17 protein-coding genes are annotated in these 23,585 nt (G+C 69.1%); 10 read left to right on the top strand and 7 right to left on the bottom strand.

The genetic code is table 11. The annotated features are described in order from the left end of the window. Nucleotides 1-182: 182 nt before the first annotated feature. On the bottom strand, nucleotides 183-1,118 hold the full coding sequence (locus tag AC0Z36_RS11460; RefSeq protein ID WP_485462678.1) for a DUF389 domain-containing protein: 936 nt from the start codon (nucleotides 1,116-1,118) through the stop codon (nucleotides 183-185). Nucleotides 1,119-1,334: 216 nt separating this feature from the next. On the opposite strand from AC0Z36_RS11460, the gene AC0Z36_RS11455 reads away from it, so the two are divergent. Further along, on the top strand, nucleotides 1,335-2,807 hold the full coding sequence (locus AC0Z36_RS11455) for an amino acid permease (protein WP_485462677.1): 1,473 nt from the start codon (nucleotides 1,335-1,337) through the stop codon (nucleotides 2,805-2,807). Here the strand turns inward: AC0Z36_RS11455 and AC0Z36_RS11450 are convergent. After that, the gene (locus AC0Z36_RS11450) at nucleotides 2,735-3,595 is read right to left on the bottom strand and encodes an enoyl-CoA hydratase/isomerase family protein (protein ID WP_485462676.1); all 861 of its coding nucleotides are present in this window, start codon (nucleotides 3,593-3,595) and stop codon (nucleotides 2,735-2,737) included. The two genes, AC0Z36_RS11455 and AC0Z36_RS11450, sit on opposite strands and share 73 nt — an antisense overlap. Nucleotides 3,596-3,804: 209 nt before the next feature. Between AC0Z36_RS11450 and AC0Z36_RS11445 the strand changes: the two genes are divergently transcribed. After that, the gene (locus AC0Z36_RS11445; protein WP_485462675.1) at nucleotides 3,805-6,777 is read left to right on the top strand and encodes a hypothetical protein; all 2,973 of its coding nucleotides are present in this window, start codon (nucleotides 3,805-3,807) and stop codon (nucleotides 6,775-6,777) included. Between the two features lie 87 nt (nucleotides 6,778-6,864). Here the strand turns inward: AC0Z36_RS11445 and AC0Z36_RS11440 are convergent, their stop codons facing one another. After that, a complete protein-coding gene (locus AC0Z36_RS11440) occupies nucleotides 6,865-8,397 on the bottom strand; it encodes an alkaline phosphatase family protein (RefSeq protein ID WP_485462674.1) in 1,533 nt (510 codons plus the stop codon). 320 nt (nucleotides 8,398-8,717) lie between these two features. After that, nucleotides 8,718-9,722, bottom strand: a complete 1,005-nt coding sequence (locus tag AC0Z36_RS11435; protein ID WP_485462673.1) for a hypothetical protein — start codon at nucleotides 9,720-9,722, stop codon at nucleotides 8,718-8,720. 256 nt (nucleotides 9,723-9,978) lie between these two features. On the opposite strand from AC0Z36_RS11435, the gene AC0Z36_RS11430 reads away from it, so the two are divergent. Then, nucleotides 9,979-10,320, top strand: coding sequence for a hypothetical protein (locus AC0Z36_RS11430; RefSeq protein ID WP_485462672.1), 342 nt, complete (start codon nucleotides 9,979-9,981; stop codon nucleotides 10,318-10,320). After that, complete coding sequence (locus AC0Z36_RS11425; RefSeq protein WP_485462671.1) at nucleotides 10,317-10,592, top strand: hypothetical protein; 276 nt, start codon at nucleotides 10,317-10,319, stop codon at nucleotides 10,590-10,592. The genes AC0Z36_RS11430 and AC0Z36_RS11425 overlap by 4 nt, the downstream gene beginning before the upstream one ends. Nucleotides 10,593-10,714: 122 nt before the next feature. Here AC0Z36_RS11425 and AC0Z36_RS11420 read toward each other — a convergent pair whose 3' ends face one another. Continuing rightward, nucleotides 10,715-11,131 carry a CBS domain-containing protein gene (locus AC0Z36_RS11420; RefSeq protein WP_485462670.1) on the bottom strand — a complete coding sequence of 139 codons (417 nt, stop codon included), beginning with the start codon at nucleotides 11,129-11,131 and terminating at the stop codon, nucleotides 10,715-10,717. 481 nt (nucleotides 11,132-11,612) lie between these two features. Between AC0Z36_RS11420 and AC0Z36_RS11415 the strand changes: the two genes are divergently transcribed. The 6 genes from AC0Z36_RS11415 (at nucleotide 11,613) to AC0Z36_RS11390 (ending at nucleotide 21,149) form a co-directional block, all read left to right on the top strand. Beyond that, on the top strand, nucleotides 11,613-13,535 hold the full coding sequence (locus AC0Z36_RS11415) for a glycosyltransferase family 2 protein (RefSeq protein ID WP_485462669.1): 1,923 nt from the start codon (nucleotides 11,613-11,615) through the stop codon (nucleotides 13,533-13,535). 108 nt (nucleotides 13,536-13,643) lie between these two features. After that, the gene (locus AC0Z36_RS11410) at nucleotides 13,644-14,753 is read left to right on the top strand and encodes an LCP family protein (protein ID WP_485462668.1); all 1,110 of its coding nucleotides are present in this window, start codon (nucleotides 13,644-13,646) and stop codon (nucleotides 14,751-14,753) included. A gap of 205 nt (nucleotides 14,754-14,958) precedes the next feature. Then, entirely contained in the window at nucleotides 14,959-16,464 is a 1,506-nt protein-coding gene (locus AC0Z36_RS11405; protein WP_485462667.1) for an SDR family NAD(P)-dependent oxidoreductase, read from the top strand. After that, complete coding sequence (locus tag AC0Z36_RS11400) at nucleotides 16,461-18,542, top strand: hypothetical protein (RefSeq protein WP_485462666.1); 2,082 nt, start codon at nucleotides 16,461-16,463, stop codon at nucleotides 18,540-18,542. Before AC0Z36_RS11405 ends, AC0Z36_RS11400 begins: the two co-directional genes overlap by 4 nt. A gap of 13 nt (nucleotides 18,543-18,555) precedes the next feature. Beyond that, complete coding sequence (locus tag AC0Z36_RS11395; protein ID WP_485462665.1) at nucleotides 18,556-19,704, top strand: phage baseplate protein; 1,149 nt, start codon at nucleotides 18,556-18,558, stop codon at nucleotides 19,702-19,704. Nucleotides 19,705-19,991: 287 nt separating this feature from the next. After that, complete coding sequence (locus AC0Z36_RS11390) at nucleotides 19,992-21,149, top strand: Rv3169 family protein (RefSeq protein WP_485462664.1); 1,158 nt, start codon at nucleotides 19,992-19,994, stop codon at nucleotides 21,147-21,149. Nucleotides 21,150-21,210: 61 nt separating this feature from the next. Here the strand turns inward: AC0Z36_RS11390 and AC0Z36_RS11385 are convergent, their stop codons facing one another. Beyond that, nucleotides 21,211-21,378, bottom strand: coding sequence for a hypothetical protein (locus AC0Z36_RS11385; protein ID WP_485462663.1), 168 nt, complete (start codon nucleotides 21,376-21,378; stop codon nucleotides 21,211-21,213). Between the two features lie 85 nt (nucleotides 21,379-21,463). Next, nucleotides 21,464-23,584 (bottom strand): 3-hydroxyacyl-CoA dehydrogenase NAD-binding domain-containing protein, encoded by a 2,121-nt coding sequence (locus AC0Z36_RS11380; protein WP_485462662.1) that lies wholly within the window; start codon nucleotides 23,582-23,584, stop codon nucleotides 21,464-21,466. Nucleotide 23,585 lies beyond the last annotated feature (1 nt).

Below are 23,585 nucleotides of genomic sequence, written 5' to 3'. Positions count from 1 at the left end.
TACTGCACTCGAAGGGGTGTGGGAGAGTAGGTCGCCGCCGGAATTATCTTGAGTGAAAGGCCCCCGTCCTTATGGACGGGGGCCTTTTGCGTTTCTGGAAGTATTCCTATGCCTGGGGAAAAACGTACGCCGTCAATATGTTTTGATTTTCTTGCTCAATTTGATTTTCTTGCTCAACTGGCTCAACTGGCCTTTCGGCGGCTCACCCGCGCCCACACGCTCTTTTGGATCAGTAGAGTCAGCACTCCGGCCACCACGATCGCGGCGAGGTTCAGCACCAGTTGCACCAGGGAACCCGCGGCCTTGTCCAGGTCGCCGTATCCGATCGCCACCGCGGCATTGGCGGCGGCCGGCACCGTTGTCACCGAGATGAGTACGCCGATCAGCGCGCCCGACTTGGATGAGGTCAGTGACAGGATTCCGGCGACCCCGGCGAGGAACGCTACCCAGAAGGACATCCAGTCGGGCTGGTAGATGAACGACGTCAGTGGCCGGTCGGCTTCGAGCATCGCCTTGTCGAACAGGCCGAGGACGCTCATCAGTGCGCTGAAGCCCATGGTGAGCACCATTGCGACCGGGAATCCGACCAGGAGCGCCAGCGCGGACCGCACGGCCAGCCGGGGGTGCCGTTCCACCGTCGCCACGCACAAGCCGGCCAGCGGACCGAACTCGGGGCCGACCACCATCGAGCCGACGATGAGGATCGGGTTGTCGAGCATGACGCCGCAGGCGGCGATCATCGTGGCGATGGTCAGGAACGCCAGGAAGGTCACCGAGAGGGTCGACTCCTCGCTGGTCACCTCCGTGATCTGCTCCCACACGACGGCGTCCTGGCCGTCGCCGGGCGCGTCCCGTTCGGCCTTCTCCGCCGATTTGGACAGGGCGACGTCCACCGTTTCCAGGGCGATCGATCCGTCCTGGTCGATGCCGAGGTCGCGCAGTGCGTCGAGCACCTGGCTGGTGGCCTCGCGGGCGATGTCGCACGCGATGACGTCCCCGGCGGGGTCGACGGCGGCGCCGGGCCAGACCACCAGGTGGGTCGCGCCGGGCTCGGCGATCAGTAGTTTTTGTACGACGTCGGACCGGTCGGGAGGCACGATGGCCCGCAAGTGCAGCATGGGAGTGAAGTTAACCCGGACCAGGTGACCTGGCGACGGAGCGGGGTGGTCGTGGCGCGGGCGGAGCGGACATGTGGGGATGCTGATCTGCATAACTATGCATAGACATCCTGTGAATGCTATAAATATACAGTCGTCACTCTATCGGGTAGCGACGCAGTAGCGCGTGGCCCACCGATCCGGGCCCACGCCGTAGGCAAGGACCACAGAACCGCTATGCACGAAGGTCAGGGGCCGTCCGGCCCGTCGATGGGCTCCCGGATCCTCGCCACGAAGTCCATCGAGGCGATGGCCGCGCAGGCGGGCACGGGCACCGGTGGCAGCCTGAAGCGCACGATGGGGCTGTGGCAGCTGACCGCGTTCGGTCTCGCTGCGATCATCGGCACGGGCATCTTCGTGGGCCTGAGCGACAGCGTCGCCGACGCGGGGCCCGCTGTGATCGTGTCCTACATCCTGGCCGGTGTGGTCTCCCTGATCGGCGCGTTGGCGTATGCGGAACTGTCCGGTGCGATCCCGGCCTCCGGCAGCGCCTACTCGTACACCTACGCCACCCTCGGTCAGGGTGCGGCGTTCCTGATCGGGTGGTGCCTGTTCGCCGAGTACGGCATCTCGGTGTCCACGGTCGCCGTCGGCTGGGGTGAGTATCTGAACAAACTGCTCGACTCCGTGGTCGGCTGGCAGATCCCCCAGAGGTTTTCCGCGCCGCCCGGCGCTGACGGAGGCGTCGTCAACATCCCGGCGTTCCTCATCGTGTTGTTCGCCGCGGTGCTGCTGGTCCGCGGTATCCGGGAGAGCGCCCGGGTCAACGCGATCGTCGTGGCCGTCAAGATCGGCGTGCTGGTCCTGTTCATCGCCGTCGCGGCGACCGCGTTCGACGCGGGCAACCTGACACCGTTCACTCCGCACGGCTGGGGTGGCGTCGCCACCGCGACCACCGCCGCTTTCTTTGCCTTCATCGGCTTCGACGCCGTCTCCACAGCGAGCGAAGAGGTCAAGGACCCACAGCGGAACCTGCCGCGGGCGATCTTCATCTGCATGGGTGTCACCGCACTTCTCTACGTGCTGGTCGCGTTGGTGGCCATCGGCGCCATGGACTCGACCGCGCTCGGCGCGGCGAAGGCACCCCTGGCTGAGGTCATCGACCAGGTGGTCGGCGGGCACTGGGGCGGTGGCCTGATCGCCTTCGGCGCGGTCGTCGCGATCGCGAGTGTGGTGTTCGCGGTGCTGTACGGCCAGACCCGGATCTTCATGTCGATGTCCCGTGACCGGCTGCTGCCCGGTGTGTTCGCCAAGGTGTCGCCCAGGACACACACCCCCGTGGTGAACACCTGGATCACCGCGCTGGTCCTGGGCGCGGTGGCGGCCGTGGTGCCGTTGGAGAAAGTCATGGACCTCACCACCATCGGCACGTTCGCGATCCTGGCCGTGATCAACATTGCCGTCCTGGTCTTCCGGCACAAGCAGCCGGGGGCGGCCCGGGGCTTCAAGGTGCCGTTCTACCCGGTTACTCCGATTCTCGGCGTGGCCGCGTCGCTCTACCTGATGTGGCAGCACGACCGGGAGATCTGGTGGATCTTCGGCGGCTGGCTGCTCGCCGGTGCCGCGGTCTATTACTTCTACGTGCTGCGGAGGAAGCCCACCGACCCGGCCGGGGACGGGGCTCCCGGGCTGGTCGGCGCGGAGAACTGAGCTTCGGCCGCGGTCCGCGCGTCGACGGCGGTGAAGTCGGGCGCGCGGCGCTCCGCGAAGGCGGTCAGTGCCTCGCGGTTGGCGGGGCCGCCGAGGAGGACGCGGAAGGCGTCGTTCTCCCGGGCGCGGGCGTCGGTGAGCTGAGTGCCGAGCGCGTCGAGCAGGACGCGCTTGGACTCGACGAGCGAGGCGACGGACTTGGCCGCGAGGATCTTCGCGTGCCGCAGTGTCTGCGGCAGGAGGTCCGCGGGGGCGAAGGCCTTGAACGCCAGGCCGAGCTCGACGCACTCCTCGGCGTGGATCCACTCGGAACTGAGCAGCACCCAGGCCGCGCGTTGGCGGCCGATCAACTGTGGGAAGGTCACGCTGCTGGCCGCTTCGGGGGCGACGCCGAGCGAGGTGAACGGGCATTTGATCTTCGCGTCAGTGGACATGAAGACCAGGTCGGCGAAGCCGATCATCGTCGCGCCGATGCCCAGACCCAGTCCGTTGACCGCGAGGATCAGCGGCTTGGGGAAGGACTGGAGCTGGTCGACCATGCCGGGGAACCCGTGCTTGCCGTCGGTGAAGGACCCGGAGTTGCGCTGGGCCATCTCGATCAGGTCGGTGCCGGCGGAGAACGCGCGTCCGGAACCGGTGATCACCACGACGGCGACGGCGGGGTCCGCGGCCGCGTCGATCAGGGCCTCGCAGGTGGCGTCGTACAGGGCCTCGTTGAAGGCGTTGAGGGCCTCGGGGCGGTCCAGGGTCAGGACCCGGACGCGGTCGGTGTCCTCGATGCGGATCACGGAGGCCTTCTTTCCAGAGAGCTGACGGATTTTCAGATCGTGTCGGTAGACAGGAAACCTGACTTACTTGGCCGAGTCAAGCAATGGCGTCGGTCCGGGAGCGGGTAGCGGCCGGGAAGCAGTGAAACCTCCGGGCGGCGAGCCGAACCCCACAAAGCCGTCTTCGTTTACCCTCCGAGGATGCCGGTGGGCCCCGTTAGGCTCAGAGCGTGGCCAGTACCCCGACTCATGACGACATCCTCGACCGCTTCGCCGAGTGGCTGGACCGGCATCCCGGACCCGCCGACGCCCCGGCGTCGGTCGCGGTCGGTGACATCGATGTCCTCCTCGAGTTCCGTGAGCTCTACCTGGACGAACCGGACCCCACCCTGTGGAACCGGAGCACCCTCGGCTCGCTGCTGACCGAGCTGCTGCCGGCCCGGTACAGCGCGTTCCAGCCCGACGAGTTCGGCACGATGGTCCCCAGCCTGCGCCGCTTCCTGGAGTTCCTGGCCGGTCAGGGCCTGCTGAACCGGCGCAGCGAGGGACTGCGGCCGCTGACCGGCGAACTCGACCGGCTGGCGGACGGCTACGACGAGGCGATGGCCGACCCGGCCGCCTGGGGCATGGCGAAGCGGCTGTTCGCCGCCGCCGACTCAGAAGGGGTCGACCTGACCGACGCCCGTGCCGCGCAGGAGTGGATGGACGAGGTCAACCAGCGCCCGCACGACCAGCGCGCGGCCCTTACCGCACACAGTGGACCGGTCGGGATCCTGCCGGTCGATCCGCTGTCGGGCGCTGACATCAGCGAGCCGCCGCCGGGGCCGCTCGGCAGCGCTCCGCCGGTCTATCTGCCCGACCGCCGTGAACTGGCCGAAGCGGCGGCCAGGGCCCCGCTGTTCGCTGCGGCGGTACGCCTGGCGGCGTGGGTCGGCAGGCGTCGGCAGGTCACTTCCACCGGTGTGCTGCGGCTCGCACCGGCCCGCGACGCGATCCGCGACCTGGGCCCGGCCGCCGGGTGGCCGGCCGAGGGCCACCTTGAGTGGCTGGTCACCGCCCGGGACTTCGGGCCGCTGCACGAAGCCTGGCTGGTGGCGGAGCACACCGGGCTGATCGAGGTCGGCCGTACGGTGGCACGAGCCACCGACGACCTGGAGCTGGTCCTGGCCGGGGACACCGACGCGGTCCTGGCGGCGTGGGAAGCGCCGTGGGAGGCGGTCACCGAGGGAATCCTGGAGGACCGCGACCCGGAGCCGGTCGAGCAACTGGTGCTGCGCGACGGCAATCTGGTCCGGTCGTTGCTGCGGGAGCTGTACGAGCACGCTGACAGTTTCGTCCCGGTGGGTCTCGCGTTGGGGAAGCTGTTCCAGCCGGTGGACGGCACCGTCCAGCCGTTGCAGATGCACGCGCTGGCCCGGCTGGCGCCCGCGTACACCCAGCCGATCCTCGACGACCTTGAGGCGTACGGTCTGCTCGAACAGAACTTCCCCGACCCCCGGGAGCACCGCCCCGGGCACCGGCGGCGGCCCGTCACCGACGAGGCGGCCGACTGGCCGACCGTAGATTCCGGCGAGGTCCGGCTGACGGCGCTCGGGCTCTACGCGGTGCGGCGCAAACTGCGGGAGCACGGGGTGCTGGCACCGCTGGCGGCCGACCCGCAGGAGGCCGACCGGGCACGTGCCGACCTGACCCGCCGGGCGATCGAGGACGTGGCGGGCAGGGGTTCCTTCCCGCCGCTGCAACTGCCGCCGGAGAACGAGGCGGCGGACGCCGTACGGCGCTCTCCGCTGCTGGCCCAGACCGCGGCCCTGGCCATGTACGTCGCGCAGCACCCGGGCCTGAAGACCACGTCCAGTGAGGTGCTGACGCCCGCCGCGGCCCGCCAGGTCGTCGACGCGCTCGCGGTCCCTGAGGTCGCGGCGCGCCGGGGCGGGCGGATCAGGTCCGCTCGTGACGTCCACGCGCTGCACCGGCGCTGGACGCTCGCGCTCGGCACGGGGATGCTCTCCCTGACGTCAGGTCAGGTGGTCGCCGGGCCGGGTCTGCACACGTGGACAGCGGGCGACGACCAGTCCGTACTCGCCCTGGCCTACCGGGCGTTCGAGGTCCTGATGGAGGACGAGTCGACAGTCGGGGAGGAACACGGGGACCCCGAGGGCGGTGAAGAGTTCAGTGGCATGCTCATCGCCGCGCTCATCCAGGAGAGCGGGGTCGTCCCGCTCCCGGGGCTCGTCGCGGCGGTGCTGGGTGAGGACGTCGACGAGGTCGAGCAGATCCGGCCCCGGCCGCGGGAGCTGGGTGTGGCCGAGTTCCTGGACGCGCCCGACCTGGCGGAGGAGCGGCGCACGTTGTACGAACCGGGCTGGGCGGCCCGGTCGCTCGGCTCCACCGACGACGTGATGCTGCCGTTCCGGATCGCCGAGACCCAGGCCGCGTTGCTGTTCATCGCCGACCGCTTCGCCGCGCTCGGCGCGGTGCGCCGGACCGGTGAACTCCTCGAACTGACCGACCTGGGGATGTTCCTGGTGCACCGGTTCTACCAGGAGCTCGGCCTGCCGGTGCGGACGAGTGCGGAGATCGCCCGGGGGCCGGCGGCCGAGGTGCTGGCCGGGGCGGTCTACTGGCCGGAGGACACGGCACTGCGGGAGCTGGCCGCCTGGACGCTCGGCCGTCCGGTGTCCGAGGCGCTGGGCGACCTGCTCGGCGCGGCAGCTGCGGCCGGACCGCTCGAACGGATAACGCTGTTCGGCCTGCTGGACCGCTTCGGGCCGCCGGAGGGCGACATCGACCGGGCGCTCCAGACGGCATCGGCCGACCCGACGCTCGCCCCGCACATCTGGCACCGGCGGGCCGGGCGCGGCCAGGACGTCGGTCCACCGTCCTCACGGACGCTCGTGTGGCTAGCCGCCGAGGAGGCCGGGGCCGCGCTCGAGTACGACGGCGAAGAGGGGGTGCTTGAGGTATTCGGGCCGCTGGGCGAGGAGGACGGTCCGGAGGCCGAAGTGGTCCTCGACGAACTGGCGGTCAGCGGGCACCCGGTGGCCGAGGAGTTGCTGACCGTGGTCGCCCAGGCGCATCCCGTCGCAGCGGTCGCGGCGCGGGCGGCGCGGGCGCTGGCGAAACTACGGGCCGCCCACGCGGCCGACGACCAGTCGCATCCCGGCCGTGGACCTGGCGGCCGGAAGCGGAAACGCAAACGGTGAGAGACGTCCGGCGTACGGGTGAACCCGTACGCCGGACGTCTCTTGACGGTGTGTCGGAAGTCAATCGCGGCTCACCGGGCGGTGGCCTCAGCTGACGTTGACGTTGTCCACCGCCCAGAACCAGTTGTTGTCACCGGTCAGCCGGAACCGCACCTGCGCGGTTGTGGCGCCGGCCGGGACCTTAAGCTGCAACGACTCGACGGTGCTGGGCTGTCCGGCCGTGTAGGTCTTGAGGGTCTGTGGCGCTCCGCCGTCGAAGCTCACCGAGACCTCGCCGCGCTGTGCGCCGTGCTGCCGGTAGTAGGACGAGAAACTCAGCCTGGCACCTGCGGACACCGGGAACTTCGGGCTGACCAGGGTCGAGTCGAAGAGCCCGGAGGCGGGCTTGTCGAGCCACTCGTCCGGGTCGGCCACCGCGATCACGTTGCGTCCGGCGAGGAAGTTCTCCCGGCCCTGGTCCGGCTCGGCGCGCGCCCAGAACTCATCGGTCGTGAACGACCAGCCGCGCCATTCGGCGACTCCGCCGGTGCCCGTCGCGGAGTTGTCGACCGTCCAGCCGACGGGGGCGGTGTGGGTGAAGCCCTTCACCGAATCGGGCGTGCCCGTCTCGTCCATGGCGCTGCCGAGGACCGTGCGCAGCGAGTCGAACGCGTCCGGCTTGACGTCCTGGACCGGCTTGCCGTCCAGGGACGGGTCCGGGGTCACGCCGACCTGGGCGAGGGCTGTCGCTGCGATGTCGACCATCCGCAGGTCGTTGCGGGTCGAACCGGGCTCGATGCCCGCGCCGTTGGCGATGATGAACGTCTGCCGCTCCTCCGGGGTGGAGCCGCCGTGGCCGCCGCTGGGCTTGTGCCCGTGGTCGGCGGTCACCATGACCAGCCAGTTCTCCGCGTTGTAGGTGGTACGGCCGCGGATGGCGTCGAGCATCTGCCCGACGTAGCCGTCGACTTCGGCGATCGCGGCGAGGTACTGCGGGGAGGCGGAGCCGTTCGCGTGACCGGCGTGGTCGACGTTGTCCTCCTGGACGAACGTCGCGTCCGCCGCGTCGTTCTTCAGGTGCGCGGCGACCTGGGCGGCGGTGTTCTGGTCGTTGGCCCCGACCACCCGCTTGTCCACCGTGGGGGAGATGATGCCGCCGTTTCCGGTCTCCGAGGTGATCTGTCCCCAGGTCGCGGCACCGTACGTGTCCAACTGCGGCTTGGCGTTGTTGATCCGGGTCAGGAAGTCGGGGTAGGTGGTGTAGTTCTTGCCGGTGAAGCTGTTGTTCACCACGCCGTGCTTGGCGGGCCACACGCCGGTGAGGATCGTCGACCAGCCCGGTCCTGACGAGGTCTCCGAGACCGGGTTGCTGTAGAGGGTGCTCTGCGCGGACAGGCCGCCCATGATGAGTCTGTGCAGGTTGGGGGCCTGCGCCTGCTTGATCTTCTCCAGCATGGCCCCGTCCAGGCCGATGACCAGGACCTTGTTGGTCTTCTCAGCGGTGGCGGCACCTGCGGACGGGACGGCCAGTGCGGCCCCCGTCACCGACAGGGCGAGTATCGCGCCGGTGGCCGCGAGGGCGGCGAGGCGGCGGCGGGGACGTACGACTGCGGAAGTGCCGGTGGACAGCGGTGCCTTCACGGCGTGTCCTTTCCTTCAGACGTGGGGCCGCCGGGGAAGTCTCGGCCCGAGGTGTCGGATGTCGTGCGGTGACGCGGCACACTCTGTGGGGCCGAAGTGACCAGTGGTGTGCGGTGTCCTTACGCATCGATGAAGGACAGGACACAATTGGACCAGACCGGTTATGTATCTGTAACTGATCGGCATGAGACGTCGGCGCAGGCCGTTGATGCAGGCCGTTGATGCAGGCCGTAGACAGCAGGTCGACGATTCGCGTTCCGGAAGTGGGCGCGGGTGTGCTCCGGAGGCCTCGGCCACCGGTCTCCACGCGCCAGTGGATCTCAGCCGATCGCGGTGAACACCTTCTGCTGAACCAGGAGTTCACCGTCGTAGCGCAGCCCGGGGCTGACCACGAACCGCACCGACAGGTCGTCAGCGCACCCGGCCCACAGCGTCTGGACCGACGTGTCGATCCTTCCCTGCTGCACTCCGTACTCCCACTCGACACGTCCGCGCACGCTGTCCCGCAGCGCTGAGACCTGCCCGATGAGGCGGTCCGCCAGCATGGCGACCTCCTCCGTCGGGGCGAGCTGACACAGCGTCAGGAGTGCGTCGAGCGGCGGGACTCCGCCCGCGTCGAGCAGCATCGCGCAGGCCTGCACGGCGCAGCGGGCCTGCGCCTCGACCCGGACGGGGTGGGGAGCCCCGACTCCGGGACAGGCGGCCCAGGCGAACGCGGGCAGTAGTTGCTCGGCCAGGTCGCGGTACAGATCGGCGCACCGCGCGCGGGCGAAGGCCGGATCCTGCGGATCCGGGGCCGCGGCCGGGGGTGACGTGGGCACCGGGTAGGGCTGTCGCGCCACCCTGGGAACCCCCTGACCTGTGGTCAGTTCGTCGAGCCGGCGCTCCAGTTCGGCGATCCGTGCTTCGGCGGTGGCGAGCCGGGCGGCCGTGTCGGGGGCGTCGGCCCGCTGGGCGGGCGGGACCGTCGGAGGTGCCGGGGTCGCCGGGGGCGGCGGGAGCGTGGGACGCGGCGGCGGGGAACTGGGGCGCTGCGGGACCGTCACAGCGGGCTCGTCTTCGACTCCAACGCCTTCAACGCCTTCAACGACTTCAACGACTTCAACGACTTCAACGACTTCAACGACTTCAACGACGTCGAGGTCGGCAGTGGGTTCGAGGACTGTCACCAGGTTGACGGGTGCGACGGTGGCGGCGGTGCCTGCGTCAAAAGCCTCGCCGATCAGCGGGGGCCGCTGCGCCCGGTCCGGCTGTCCCTGGTCCGGTTCCGGATCGGTGTCGGCCGCGTCCCCGGCCCGCGGAAACCTGCTGTGCACAAATCCCATCGGCTTGACCGCTTCCCCGTTTGTCCAGCTGTCCGCGTGTTCCGGACACCTTCTCCGCCTGTCACAACCCGAAGGGTCGGAAAGCGAAGACTACTTCGAGTCCCGGTGACCCCGACAGGCGCATGGGGGACGGGCGGCGGCGGGAGGCGAATCCCGGCGATCGTGGACTCACCCGGACAGTCGGGTCGATCACGGCGTACGCTCCGGTGAGGACCCGCGTGAGATCGCGCCCCCGGATGAAGGAGGTGGCCGGATCGTGAGTGTCCCGGAGACTGGAGCCGGCCACGAAGGGCCGGGCTGTGCAGAGCTGCCGCACGGCCGCGTTTCGCGCGGTATCAAGAGCATCGAGGCGGCCCTGCCGCCCGGTCAGCGCCAGCGGTTCAACGACGAGGTCGCGGCGGCCGGCGACCTGGCCGAGCTGGCCCGGCTGATGGACGTGTGGCAACTGCGCGCCGAGTCCTGGACGCGGGAGAGATCCGCCCGGCACCCGGTCAAGGAACCGCCGGAGGGGCCCGCGGGGGGCGACTACGACGATGACCGTCAGTGGACTGACGCTGAGGACTTCCTGGCCGCGCTCCGGGCCGGACAGGACGGGTGAGCCGGCATGGCGGGAAGCCTCCGTACCGTGTCGTCGTCAATGCGGATCTGGCCTGGATCGCCGAACAGGGCCTCCCCGGCGAGGTCGTCGACGACCTGGAGAAAGTGCTGTTACGCCTGGCGTACGACCCTTACAACACGGCCACCGTGGTCCGTGAGCCCGGTGGGCCGCACCGGGTGCGGATCGCCGCGTACAGCCGCGGCTTCGTGCTCTACCGGGTTGACCCGGAGCAGGGCGTGGTGGCTGTTTACGACGTGGTCTACCGGCAGTGAGGCGCACCGCCGTCGGGTGCGCGTCAGGGCACAGGTGGCAGCGGAACGACCAGGACAATGCCGGGTGTACGGGAGATCCCGTACACCCGGCATTGTCGTCGACCTGGTGAACTGATGCGGAATCAGCCGCTGGTGACCGCGTTCAGGAACCGGTTCACCTGCTCGGCCGGAAGTGCCTTCGACAGGTTGGCGGCGGTGACGATTCCCACCAGTCTGCCCTCGTGCATCACCGGGAGCCGGCGGATGCGGTGTCGGGTCATCGAGTCGACGGCGACCACGGCGTCCGACTCGGCGTGCACAGTGTGCAGCTTGCCGAACGGCAGTTCACCGACGGTGACTCTGGCCGCGTCGTGGCCCTCGGCGATCGCCTTCACCACGATGTCGCGGTCGGTGACCATGCCGATGAGCTCACCGTCGGAGCTGATGACGGGGAGCGCGCCGGTGTCGTGGTCGCGCATCAGCTGCGCGGCGCGGTCGAGGGTCTCGTGCGCGGGGACGGTCTGGACGTCGGCGTTCATGATGTCGCGTACAAACGGCATGGGCACTCTCTCCATACGGGACTAACCGGACACGTGTCCTGGTCATCCTGCAACGGCGGGGAGTTGGCCGCGACCGGAGTGGGTGGCGCCTCCGGCGAGAGGGCGAGAGGGCGAGAGGGCGCGGATCGTGGTCGGCCGCGGACGGGTCCAGCAGGTGATACCGGGCGGGGGCGCGGGCTTCCGCGTGTGATGTTCGATACAAGGGCAAGGGCAGGCGGGCGGAATTCGCCCCCTGGGTGCCGCCTGCTGACGTACGGTGGCGTACCGTCATTCAGATTCTGTGGGAAAAACGTTCCCGCGCCATTGGGGCCGCGGTTGGCTGGGGGGCTGCCGCCGAGGTTTAAGTTACTGGTTGGTCACTTCTGTGGAAAGCCGGTCGGAGCGTCGATCGTGGTGTCGGAACAATATCCTCCAACGAGGAAATCGGTTATCCGATCCGCAAGTTTTTGTATTAATTGATTCGGCTCGGGGGAAACCGGAAATGGGAATCAAGGTCAGTGTAGTGATCCCGGTGTTCAACACCGGAGACCCGATCTTGAAGAATCTGGCCTCGCTGGTCGGGCAGAGCCTTCCGCCCTCGGAATTCGAAGTCCTGTACGTCGACGACGGTTCGACCGACGGCACAGCGGACCTGCTCGAGCACCGGATCGCCAAGCACTCGAACATCAGGCTGATCCGGATACCCGCCTCCGGCTGGCCGTCGCGGCCCCGGAACACCGGGATCCAGCTGGCCGCGGGCGAGTTCGTCTTCCTCGCGGACTCCGACGACTGGCTCGAACCCGAAGCCCTTGAGCGGATGTACGCCAAAGCGTTGTCGAGCGGTGCCGACATCGTCTACCCGATCATGATCGGGCACGGCCGCAACGCGCCCCGTGAGCCCACGGCACTGCCCCTCGAAGGGGCGCACCTGTTCACCCACCCCGTGCTCCTGCGGTCGATGACAGCGCTGAAGCTCTTCCGGCGCGCCATGCTCCTGGAAAACAACGTCTGGTTCCCGGACGGCAAGGTCTACCTCGAAGACCACAACTTCACGCTGCAGGCGCACTTTGCCGCGCGGTCGGTCGCGGTGCTGCACGACTACCCGGCCTACAACTGGCTCCGCGACGAGACCACTAACAACATCTCGCAGTACCGCATGGACCCGCACGAGTTCTACCCGGGCGTCCGCCGCATCCTCGATATCATCGAGTCGCGCACCACCCCCGGACCGCTGCGTGACCGGCTGTTCGCCCGCTGGTACCAGGTGAAGATGCTCGACCAGTTCGCGGAGAAGACCCTGCGCCGCAGGAACGACCACTACCTCGAGGTGTACGAGGTGGTTCACCGGCTGACAGCGGAACGCATCCCGCTGTCGGTCGACGAGTACCTGCCGGTCAACGACCGGGTGCGGTCCACGCTGATGCGGGCCGGCCGTCCCGATCTGCTGCGCGCGCTGGCCGCCCACGAGGCCGGCACCACTCACCAGCCCCGGCTCGAGCAAGTCTCCTGGGAGCAGGGAGCGTTCACCGCACGGATCGTCACCGACCTGGTCCGGGTAGACAAAGGCGACAATTCACAGCAGCCCGTCCGCTTCGTCCAGGACGGGGACCGGGTCCGCTGGGACCTGCCCCTGGAGATCCGGCGGGTCCCCGGCGTCGAGGCGGCGTCCGACGCCACCCGGGCACTGGAGGAAGCCTCGCTGCGGGTGTTCCTGCGCAACCGGAAGAAGGGTGGCGACCTGTACGCCCCGACCTGGCAGCAGTCCGAGCGCATCCCCCTGGGCCGCAACGTCGAAGGGCACGAGGTCTTCGCGCTGCGGGTGCGGTCGGTTTCCCGGATCGACCCGGAGACGCTGAACCACGGCGTCCCGGTGACCGGCACGCTCGACCCCTCGGTGCTCCTTGAGGTGTGCGGCTGGGGGAAGTCCAAGCGGCTGGGCTCCGGACGTGACCCGGTGACGGAGCACCAGCTGTGGCCCGCCCTCCTGGGACCGGCGGGCACGCTGGTCAATCCGTACTGGACGAAACCGCACGGCAACCTCAGCTTCACCGTCGGCGGCAGGGCGAATCCGGTCCTGGAGGCGATGACCGAACCCGAACGGATCCAGGTCCGGTCCGACGGCAGCACCGTCTTCGTGCGCATCCCGCTGGCACTGGGCCACGTCGAGGGACAGGTTCCTTACACCGTCCACCTGACCGCCGAAGTCACCGGGCCGAGGCATGTCGAAGGCATCGTCAGGCAGGGGCCGGCCCCCGGCACCGCGGTCCTCGACTTCGCCGTACCGATCGCCACGCTGGCCCCCGGCACCATCAACTGGGGCCCGTGGCGGATCTCCGTGGAGCGCCTGGGCACATCGCACTATCTCGGCCGCGTCCTGGCCATCGACCCGCAGCGCGGTCAATGGAGCTGCGTGCCGTCCCCGTGAGACGCACATCCGCAAGCTCGCCCGTACGCGATGTTCCGGTCCCGCCGACCAGGCCGGGGCCCCGCCCTACCCGGCGCCCGCTGAACCATGACGAGGAGCCCCGGCCCTGTGACCGCCCCCCTGGAACCAGACACGCTGACACCCGACGCCGAGCCCGTTCCCCCCGGCGGCCGACGCAGCCGGCGGGCCGGCGCCAAACCCCGCAGGCGCTGGAAGAAGCCACTGCTCATCATGCTGGCCCTGTTCGTCCTCCTGATAGGCGGGACGGCCGGCTACGCGTGGTGGCTCGTCAGTTCCCTGGACTCCAACATCACCCGCGAGAAGGACGTCTTCGCCCGGGACGGTCTTCCCGGCGCCGACCCCCGCCCCGAGAAGGACCCGGCGGCCGGCAAGGCGATGAACATCCTGCTCGTCGGCTCGGACTCGCGGGGCCCGGCGTCCACCGGCACCGAAGCCGACGTTGACTTCAACAAGCAGCGCGGCAACCGCACCGACACGATGATGCTGCTGCACATCCCGTCCGACCGCAGCAAGGTGCAGGCGGTCTCACTGCCCCGCGACTCCTGGGTGAACATCCCCGGCAAGGGCGGGGCGAAGCTCAACGCCGCGTACTCCTGGGGCGGTCCGGCACTGCTCACCGCCACGATCGAGGACCTGACCGGCATCCGAGTCGACCACTACATGGCGGTGGACTTCAACGGGTTCAAGAGCATGGTCGACGCGCTGGGCGGGGTCGACATCGACCTCAAGGAGGCCACCCACGACCCGTCCCAGATGGTCGACTTCGTCGCGGGCACCAACCACCTCACCGGAGAGCAGTCGCTCAAGTTCGTCCGGCAGCGGCACGGCCTGCCACGCGGCGACCTGGACCGGGTGGTCCGCCAGCAGAAGCTGCTCGGCGCCATCGCCGGGAAGGTCACCAAGGACGGCGTGCTCGGACATCCGCTGCGGACCAAGGCGCTGATGGAAAGCATGACCAAGTCGATGACCGTCGATGACGGGATGTCGTTCAGCGACCTGACCGGCCTGGCTGAGAGCCTGAAGGGCGTGTCGGACGGGGACATCGAGTTCCGCACCGTCCCGGTCACCGGCACCGGCTGGCGCGGTCAGCAGAGCGTGGTCGAACTTGACCGGGCCCGGGCGGCGGAACTCTTCGACGCCATCCGCAGGGGTGCCGCCTGGCCGGCCGCCCGCAAGGGGGAGACCGCCAAGCCGTAGTCGACGAGATAGCCCTGACGGGCCGTCAAGTGACAATGAAACTCCCGCTTCATCTGATGGGCTGTCAAGTGACAGTCGGTTTCCTGCCGAAACAGACCTCAAGGGCTGTCGCCCCGTCGGGTCAGGCCATCAACTCGTACGTGTCAACCAGCGACCCGGCCGCTCCGCCGGCCGCTACGCCCCCAGCGATCATCGAGGTCTCCGCGTGCCCACGACACAGCCCACCGAGCCCCTGCGCACCGTCGCCGTCATCCTCGCCGGAGGAACCGGACAGCGCATCGGGCTGCCCATCCCCAAGCAGTTCGTCAAAGTCGCGGGCAAGACCCTGCTCCAGCACACCCTGGAGGTCTTCGACTCGTCCCCCCAGGTGGACGAAATCCTGGTCATGATGGTTGCGGGCCACGCCGAAGCGACCCAGGCGATCATCGACCAGGCCGGGCTCGGCAAGGTCACCGGCATCCTCGAAGGTGGCGTGACCCGCAACGAGACCACCCGCAACGCCCTGGCCGCCATCGGCGACCGGGAGTGCAACGTCCTGTTCCACGACGCGGTCCGGCCCTTCGTCACCCACCGCATCATCGCCGACTGCGTCGACCTCCTGAGCCGGTACGAAGCCGTGGACGTGGTCATCCCGTCCGCGGACACAGTCATCGCCACGGACGGCGAAGTGCTCATCGGCATCCCCGAGCGCGCGAAGCTGCGCCGGGGCCAGACCCCGCAGGGCTTCCGTCTTTCCGTCATCCGCGAGGCCTACGAAATAGGCTCGGCCGACCCGGACTTCACCGCCACCGACGACTGTGGTGTGGTACTCCGCTACCTTCCGAATGTTCCCATAGCCCTGGTACCGGGACATGAATCGAACATGAAGGTTACGGAACCAGTGGACATCTTCATCGCCGACAAGCTCTTCCAGCTGTTCGCCCACGAGGCCCCCCGGCACGCCGACGACGACGCGTACGCCGAGGCGTTCACCGGCCGCACCATGGTGGTCTTCGGCGGCAGCTACGGCATCGGCGCCGACGTCGCCGCGATGGCCGCGCGCCACGGTGCGGACGTCCACTGCTTCAGCCGCAGCACCACCGGCACCCACGTCGAGCACGCCGACGAGGTCCGGGCGGCGCTCGGCAAAGTGCACGCCGAGACCGGCCGGATCGACTACGTGGTCAACACCGCGGGCATCCTGCACAAGGGCAGCCTGGCCGACGCCCCCGACCGGGTGATCGAAGAGGCCCTGCGGGTCAACTACCTGGCCCCCGTGCACATCGCCAGGGCCGCCCTGCCCTACCTGGCCGAAACCCGCGGGCAACTGCTGCTCTACACCTCCAGCTCGTACACCCGCGGCCGGGGCGACTACAGCCTCTACTCCTCGGCGAAGGCCGCGGTCGTCAACCTCACCCAGGCGCTGGCCGAGGAATGGTCCGACCTCGGCGTACGGATCAACTGCGTCAACCCGGAGCGCACCGGGACACCGATGCGGACCCGGGCCTTCGGCGACGAGCCGGTCGGCAGCCTGCTGGCCTCCAGCGAGGTGGCGCAGGTGTCCATCGATGTACTGATCTCCACGATGACCGGTCACATCGTCGACGTGCGCCGGGACATGACCCGGACCAGGCCGATGAAGCCGGTCCCGGACGCGGCACCGGACAGCGGGCTGATCCCCGCCCAGCTGGGCCGGCTCCTGGCCGACGACCTGACGCAGGTAGGAAGATGAAACGTCTCGCGAGGCTGCTGCTCCTGGACCGGCCGGTGGACGTCCTCCTGGTCGTGGCCTTCCTGGTGTCGTTCGCCGCGCTTCCGGTCACGGCGCTGCTGCCCTCCCTCTGGGGGTTCACTGCGGCAGTCGTCGTCAGCTACATCGCCGACGAGGCGCTGCACAGGCGCGCGCCGGAATTCGTCAAGACGCTCGCCTCGGTACGGCTCAACCGGGTGGTGCGCTTCCTGCTCCGGCAGGCTCTGGCGATCGTGCTCGCCGACCGCCTCGACGCCCCCACCTCCCTGGTGATCGCGGCGCTCTGCGCGTCCATCGGCCTGTTCTGCGTCCTGATGCTCTACACGGTCGCGCACCGTACCCTGCGTGTGCGGCGGACCCTGCCGATCGTCGTGCGCAACATCGACCTCAGCGTGCTGCGCATACCCGACACCCCGCCGTCGTTCCTGTACGACCGGTACCTGCGCAAGTTCCTCCACCTCGACCTGCCGCTCCTCGGCGGGCTCCTGGCGAGCCTGGCCACGCACCGGCGGATCGTGGCGGTGGGCGGCTACGCGGTGTCCCTGACCGCCGCGGCCCTGATGTTGGCCGTCCTGCTCCGGCAACTCCGCAACAACCGCCGGGCGCCGACCCGCCAGCGCATCCTCAACGCGGTGAACTGGCAGCTGACCGAGTACCGGCCGCAGGTGGCGCTGTACTTCACCTTCGCCGCGGTGTCGCAGGACTTCATGTACCAGGTCAACATGTGGCTGGAGACGCTGGAGAGCCTCGACCGGCGGCCGCTCATCATCCTGCGCGAACGGGCCACCTTCAGATTCCTCAGCCGCACCCGCATCCCGGTGGTGTGCGTGCCCAAGGCCGACGACCTCGCCGAGCTGGACCTGAACAGCCTGCAGGTGGTCCTGTATCCGGGCAACGCCGGGAAGAACGTGCACATGCTCCGGGTCGCCGAGGCCAAGCACGTCTTCATCGGCCACGGTGACAGCGACAAGCTCGCCAGCAGCAACCGGGTGAGCAAGATCTACGACGAGATCTGGGTGGCGGGCAAAGCCGGCCGGGACCGCTACCAGCGGATCAAGTACGCGGTCCGCGACGAGGCGATCGTCGAGGTGGGACGCCCCCAGCTGGCCGACATCAAGTCGGTCGCCGAGCACGTCCCGGGCCCGCAGCCGGTGATCCTGTACGCGCCGACGTGGGAGGGCTGGAGCGACGACGACTGCCACACCTCGGTGATCCCGATGGGTGAGCGGATCATCGAAACGCTCCTCGCGCAGAACCCACCGGTCCGCGTCATCTACAAACCGCACCCGCTGAACGGCAAGCGTTCGGCTGAGGCCGCCCGGATCAACGACCGCATCATCTCCCTGCTGCGCGAGGACAACCAGCGGCGGGACGCCAAGCGGACCGCTGTGAAGGTGGCCGAGGCCAACGTCCGGCTCCAGGAGATCAACAGCCGGCTCGACGACCTGGTGGGCCGTCAGGTCCGCGGTGACGACGCGGAGCAGAGCCGTGACGCGGGCCTGAACGCCGCCGGTCCTGGCGGCAACGATGAGTGGCTCGCGCTGCGGGACGAGTGGCACGAGTTGTTCTGGGCGAGCCGTGGCCCCGTCCGGCACAACGTGATCCTCAAGCAGTTGCCCCACTTGTACGAATGCTTCAACCAGGCCGACATACTGATCAGCGATGTATCCAGTGTGGTGGCGGACTTCGTGGCCAGCCTGAAGCCGTACGTCCTGACGAACGCCGCCGGGCTGACCGACGACGATTTCCGCGCAGCCTTCACCACCGCGGGCGGCGCGTACATCCTCGACGTGGAGTGCACGCGGCTGCCCGGCATCCTCGACTCGGTCCGCCCGCCATGGCGGGACCCGATGGTGGACGACCGCCGGGTCCTGAAGGACTACGTCCTCGGCCCGGACAAGCCCACCTCGATGGAGAGGTTCAACGAGGCGGTCAACACACTCGCCATGCGGGCCGAACGGCACGAGATGGAAAGGCTGCTGACCGAGCTCGACCCCACGCTCGGCGGGATGCCCGAGCCGCCCTCCGGCCAGGCTTCCTGGTTCCGCGATTCAAAGTGAGAGGTTGGACAACGTGAGCCAGGCCCCCGCCGACCGGCCTTCCCCGCAGGCGGGTGCCGAGCGCCCGTCCCCGGCGGACGCCGGGCCGCTTCCCCGGGCGGGCGCCAGCCGGGTCACCCGGCGCGGCCTCGTGAAACTGGCCGCGGGCCTCGGCGTCGCGACCGCCGCCGGGCTCATCGTCGCCCGTCGCACCGGGTCGTCGGACCACGGGCCTGCCGATCCCGGGCCGTCCGACGGCGCGTCAGCGAAGCCGGACACCGGGCCGCGGTTCGCCCTTGACGGTCCGTCGGCGCTACTCCTCGACCGGGTCGAGCTGGGTGGGACGGGCACAGTCATGCAGTCCTTCGCCTTCGACAGTGCCAACCGGTGGATCTTCACCGCACAGGTGAAGGACCGCAGCGCGGGGGATCTGCGGATCACCAGGCTCAGCCTCGACGGCAGGCAGCGCGGCCAGATGATCCTGACGGGGTTCGGCCACGGTGGGCAGATCGGCGTCGAACCGGTCGGCAGCGGAAGCCGGCTGTGGCTGGAAGGGGACTCCCTGCAGGAGGGTGACACCGGGTGGGGGACCCGGGTGGCGGCCGTCCCGTTCACCGACGGCACGACGGTCGACTACGGCGACCGGCAGGTCCAGGGATTCGCCCTGGTCTCCGGTGCGCGCCGGGTCACGTGCGCGCTGGATCCGCTCTTCGGTCAACTGGCCGTGCGCTACACGAAGAAGGGCCAGGTTCGGGTCCGCGTCCACCCGCTCCAGAGTGTGCTGCGCAAGGACCGTACCCCGCGCTATGACATCCCCGCGCCGCCGATGAACGTGTCCCGGGGGAACCCTAAGCCCAGCGCGCAGGGGATGGCCCTGCTCGGCCGCTACCTCTACACCCTGGAAGGCAACGCCTACGGAGCGCCCGGATCCGCCGAGGGCGTCGGCAACACCTATCTGACCTGCACGGACGTCGCAGTGCCCGGTGGGCAGCAGATGGAGCGCCGACTCCTCGGCGAGGGTGTGGACCTGCCGTTCCGCGAACCGGAGGGGGTGGCCGTGCACTTCCCCGACCCGCAGCGCCCGGACCGGGCCAGGCTCGCGATCGGTTTCGCGTCGAGCGCCGGAGCGGACGCGGAGCGCAGGCTGGCCAGCATTTTCGTCAAGGATCTGCCGACGGCCTGATCCCCTGCCGCGCCGATCATGTGTCGCAACGACTCCCAGAACCCGAGGGCTCGGAATTCCAGGGGTTCGATATACCGGGAAGCTTGATAAATCAGATGGAAGCGACCAGTACACCAGTTTGGGCCGGCGGGAGCTGACGAAAGTGCGGGTCCACCTCTGGCCATCGCGCGGCGGATGCCGCAATATCCATGATGGAATCAAGTATTGTTCCCGGCGATCCGGAGGTCCGGACGCCTGGAGCGCCGCAAAGCGCCCAGGACTCCCGGGAACTGCGAGGGGACTGCGCCATGACCAACCAGACCGGACCGCTGACGGCCGCGGATGAGGGTTTCACCCACCAGGTCGCCGAGACGTTCGCGTCCGTCGCCAGCACCGACCCGTCCTGGACGGAGAAGGTGTGCGCGATGGCGGCGGCCCGCGACGGCAGCCTCCAGATCGGCTTCGGCCTGGGGAAGTACACCAACCGCAACGTGATGGACGGCTACGCGGGCGTCTCGCGCGGCGTCGAGCAGTTGACCGTACGGGCGTCGCGCCGCCTGTCGTCGGCGCCGGGCCTGACCGCGACGGGGCCGATCCGGTACGAGGTCGTCGAACCGCTCAAGCTGGTCCGATTCGTCCTCGAGCCCAACGAAGTCCAGCCGGTCTCCTTCGACTTCACCTTCGAGGCCGCCGTACCGGCGTCCCTTGAGGAGCGCACCCACAACCGTCGCGGCTACCGGACCACGGCCGACCTGGTGCGCTACCACCAGACAGGGGTCGCCTCCGGCTGGGTCGAAATCGACGGCGAGCGTACGGAGGTGGACCCCGGCACGTGGGTGGCCACCAGGGACCACTCCTGGGGCACCCGCTACGACGTCGGCGCGCCGGCGGCCGACCTCGAACCGGCCGGGTCGCACCCGGCTGCGTCCTTCCGCATGATGTGGTCACCAGTCCTGATGGAACGTCAGGACGGCAGCCGCTACGCACTGTTCCTGCACTACCAGATCATCAGCGCGCCAGGCTTCGCGCAGAAGAAGGTGACCGGCGGCGTCGAGCACCCCGACGGTCGTGTCGAAGAGTGGGCGGATCTCGTACCCGACCTGTCCTTCGACCCGGTCAACCGGCGACTCCTCGGCGGCAAGGTGCACGCCACCATGGCTGACGGTTCGTCAAGACCTTTGCGGATCGAGGTCGTCAGCGACACCGGATTCCACCTCGGCGCCGGTCTCTACTTCGGCTTCGACGGCCGCCACCACGGCGAATGGCGTGGCGAGCTGAACGTCGAAGGTGAGCGCATCGAGGACTGCTCGACACCCGGACAGGCCCGCCGGCTGCACCAGATCCGCGACACCGTCATCCGCGTCACCGACCCGGTCGGCGGGGGAGTGGGCTGGGGCAACTGCCAGCCGATCATCACCGGCGCGGACGAGGGCCTGGGGCTGACCGCGGAGTCGTCCTTCATGTGATCAGCCGTCAGGGGAGCGTCCGGGCCGGACGCTCCCCTGAGCGTGTGTCCGGCCCGCGGAGTCAGACGCTCTCGCCCGTGAGCGGCTCAGGCCGGACGCCACCCGTACGGACGGCGTCGAACAGCTCGCGGCCGCGCGCCGCGTCGAGCCGGACGGCGTCCGGCGAGCGCTTCCCGGTCGGCGGGTGGGGCTTGTAGACCACCCGTACCCGCTGCGGTCCGGCGGCCATCGGAAAGAGCCGGCCCCCGCGGACTGCGGGGACCGGCTCTTCGCGACAGACACTCAACCGGGCGGAACGCCCGGCCTCAGCAGGATCAGACGGCCGGCACCGAAGCCACACCCGGCTCCAGGAAACGCTTGCCGCTGACCGCCTCGGACACACCGGCCCGGTCGAGGTAGGGGGTGATCCCGCCCAGGTGGAACGGCCAGCCGGCACCCGTGATCATGCACAGGTCGATGTCCTGCGCGGCCTGCACGACACCCTCGTCGAGCATGAGGCGGATCTCCTCGGCCAGCGCCTTGAGCGCGCGCTCGCGGACCTGCTCCTGCGTGGACGGCTTGTCACCGACCACCAGGAGCGCGGTGACCTCGGGGTCGACGACCGGCGCCCCTGTGTCCCACTTGTAGACCGCGCGCTTGCCGCCCTTGACGATGCGGGCCAGGTTCGAGGACACCCCGAACCGATCCGGGAACGCCGCGTTCAGCGTCTCCGCGACGTGCAGCGCGATGGCCGGACCGACCAGTTCGAGCAGCGTCAGAGGCGACATCGGCAGACCCAGCGGGGCCAGCGCGTTGTCCGCGACCTCGAACGGGGTCCCCTCGTCCACCGACGCGAGCACCTCACCCAGGAAGCGGGTCAGGACCCGGTTGACCACGAACGCCGGAGCATCCTTGACCAGCACCGACGTCTTCTTCAGCGTCTTCGACACCGCGAAGGCCGTGGCCAGGGTCGCGTCGTCGGTCTGCTCGGCGCGCACGATCTCAAGCAGCGGCAGGATCGCCACCGGATTGAAGAAGTGGAAGCCGACGACCCGCTCCGGGTGCTGGAGCTTCGACGCCATCTCGGTGATCGACAGCGACGAGGTGTTCGTCGCCAGGATGCAGGTGTCGGAGACGACCGCTTCCAGCTCGGCGAACACCTGCTGCTTGACGCCCATCTCCTCGAACACGGCCTCGATCACGAAGTCCGCGTCCGCGAAGGCGGTCGCCTTGTCCAGCGCGCCGGAGATCAGGCCCTTGAGCTTGTTCGCAGAATCCTGCGACGTACGGCCGCGCAGCAGCAGCTTGTCGATCTCGTCGTGGCAGTACGCCACGCCCTTGTCGATGCGCGCCTGGTCGATGTCGGTCAGCACGACCGGCACCTGGAGGCGACGCGCGAACAGGAGCGCCAGCTGCGAGGCCATCAGGCCCGCGCCGACCACACCCACCTTGGTGACCGGGCGCGCGAGCTTGCGGTCGGGGGCACCGGCCGGACGCTTGGCGCGCTTCTGCACCAGGTTGAACGAGTACAGGCCGCTGCGCAGCTCATCGCCCATGATGAGGTCCGCGAGAGCCTCGTCCTCGGCGGCGAAACCGGCTTCGAGGTCACCGTTGCGGGCCGCGTCGATGATGTCCAGGGCGCGGTACGGGGCCGGGGAGGCACCGTGCACCTTGGAGTCGGCGATGGCCCGGCCCTTGGCGACCGCGGCGTCCCACTCGGTGTCGGAGAAGGACTTGCGCTCGACCGTCACGTCACCGTTGACGACCCGCGCGGTCCAGCGCAGCGACTCGGCCAGGAAGTCGGCCGAGTCGAGCAGCACGTCGGCGATGCCGAGCTTGAACGCCCGGGGGCCGGACAACTGCTTGTTCTGGTTCAGCGAGTTCTCGATGATCACCGAGACGGCGTTGTCCGGGCCGATCAGGTTCGGCAGCAGGACGCAGCCGCCCCAGCCGGGGACCAGGCCGAGGAAGCACTCCGGCAGCGAGAACGCCGGGACCGCGGTGGAGATCGTGCGGTACGTGCAGTGCAGGCCGATCTCGACGCCGCCGCCCATCGCCGCGCCGTTGTAGAACGCGAACGTCGGGACGGGCAGGGCCGACAGACGCTTGAACGCGTCGTGCCCGGCCCGGCCGATGGCGAGCGCGTGCTCGCGCACCTTGATCGCTTCGATGCCCTTGAGGTCGGCGCCGACCGCGAAGATGAACGGCTTGCCGGTCACACCGGCGGCGACGATCTCACCGTCGACGGCCAGCGACTGCACCTTGTCGATGGCCGCGCCGAGCTCGGCCAGACCGCCCGGGCCGAACGTGCTCGGCTTCGTGTGGTCGAGGCCGTTGTCCATGCTGATGAGGGCGAACTTGCCCGCACCGTAGGGCAGATCGAGGACACGCACCGGGAAGTGCGTCACGACCTCGTCCGGGAAGATCTCCGCCGCGAGGGTCTGAAGGTCCGTCATG

The organism is Kitasatospora sp. UYEF31 (assembly GCF_057291755.1).
The sequence above is the reverse complement of the archived record's forward strand: the minus strand, read 5'-3'. Positions and strand labels throughout refer to the sequence as shown.

Coding starts and splice junctions, on each gene's coding strand:
- AC0Z36_RS11400 (WP_485462666.1), top strand. CDS start 16,461: ATGAAACGTCTCGCGAGGCTGCTGCTCCTGGACCGGCCGGTGGACGTC.
- AC0Z36_RS11435 (WP_485462673.1), bottom strand. CDS start 9,722: ATGGGATTTGTGCACAGCAGGTTTCCGCGGGCCGGGGACGCGGCCGAC.
- AC0Z36_RS11415 (WP_485462669.1), top strand. CDS start 11,613: ATGGGAATCAAGGTCAGTGTAGTGATCCCGGTGTTCAACACCGGAGAC.
- AC0Z36_RS11455 (WP_485462677.1), top strand. CDS start 1,335: ATGCACGAAGGTCAGGGGCCGTCCGGCCCGTCGATGGGCTCCCGGATC.
- AC0Z36_RS11420 (WP_485462670.1), bottom strand. CDS start 11,131: ATGCCGTTTGTACGCGACATCATGAACGCCGACGTCCAGACCGTCCCC.
- AC0Z36_RS11380 (WP_485462662.1), bottom strand. CDS start 23,584: ATGACGGACCTTCAGACCCTCGCGGCGGAGATCTTCCCGGACGAGGTC.
- AC0Z36_RS11460 (WP_485462678.1), bottom strand. CDS start 1,118: ATGCTGCACTTGCGGGCCATCGTGCCTCCCGACCGGTCCGACGTCGTA.
- AC0Z36_RS11385 (WP_485462663.1), bottom strand. CDS start 21,378: ATGGCCGCCGGACCGCAGCGGGTACGGGTGGTCTACAAGCCCCACCCG.
- AC0Z36_RS11390 (WP_485462664.1), top strand. CDS start 19,992: ATGACCAACCAGACCGGACCGCTGACGGCCGCGGATGAGGGTTTCACC.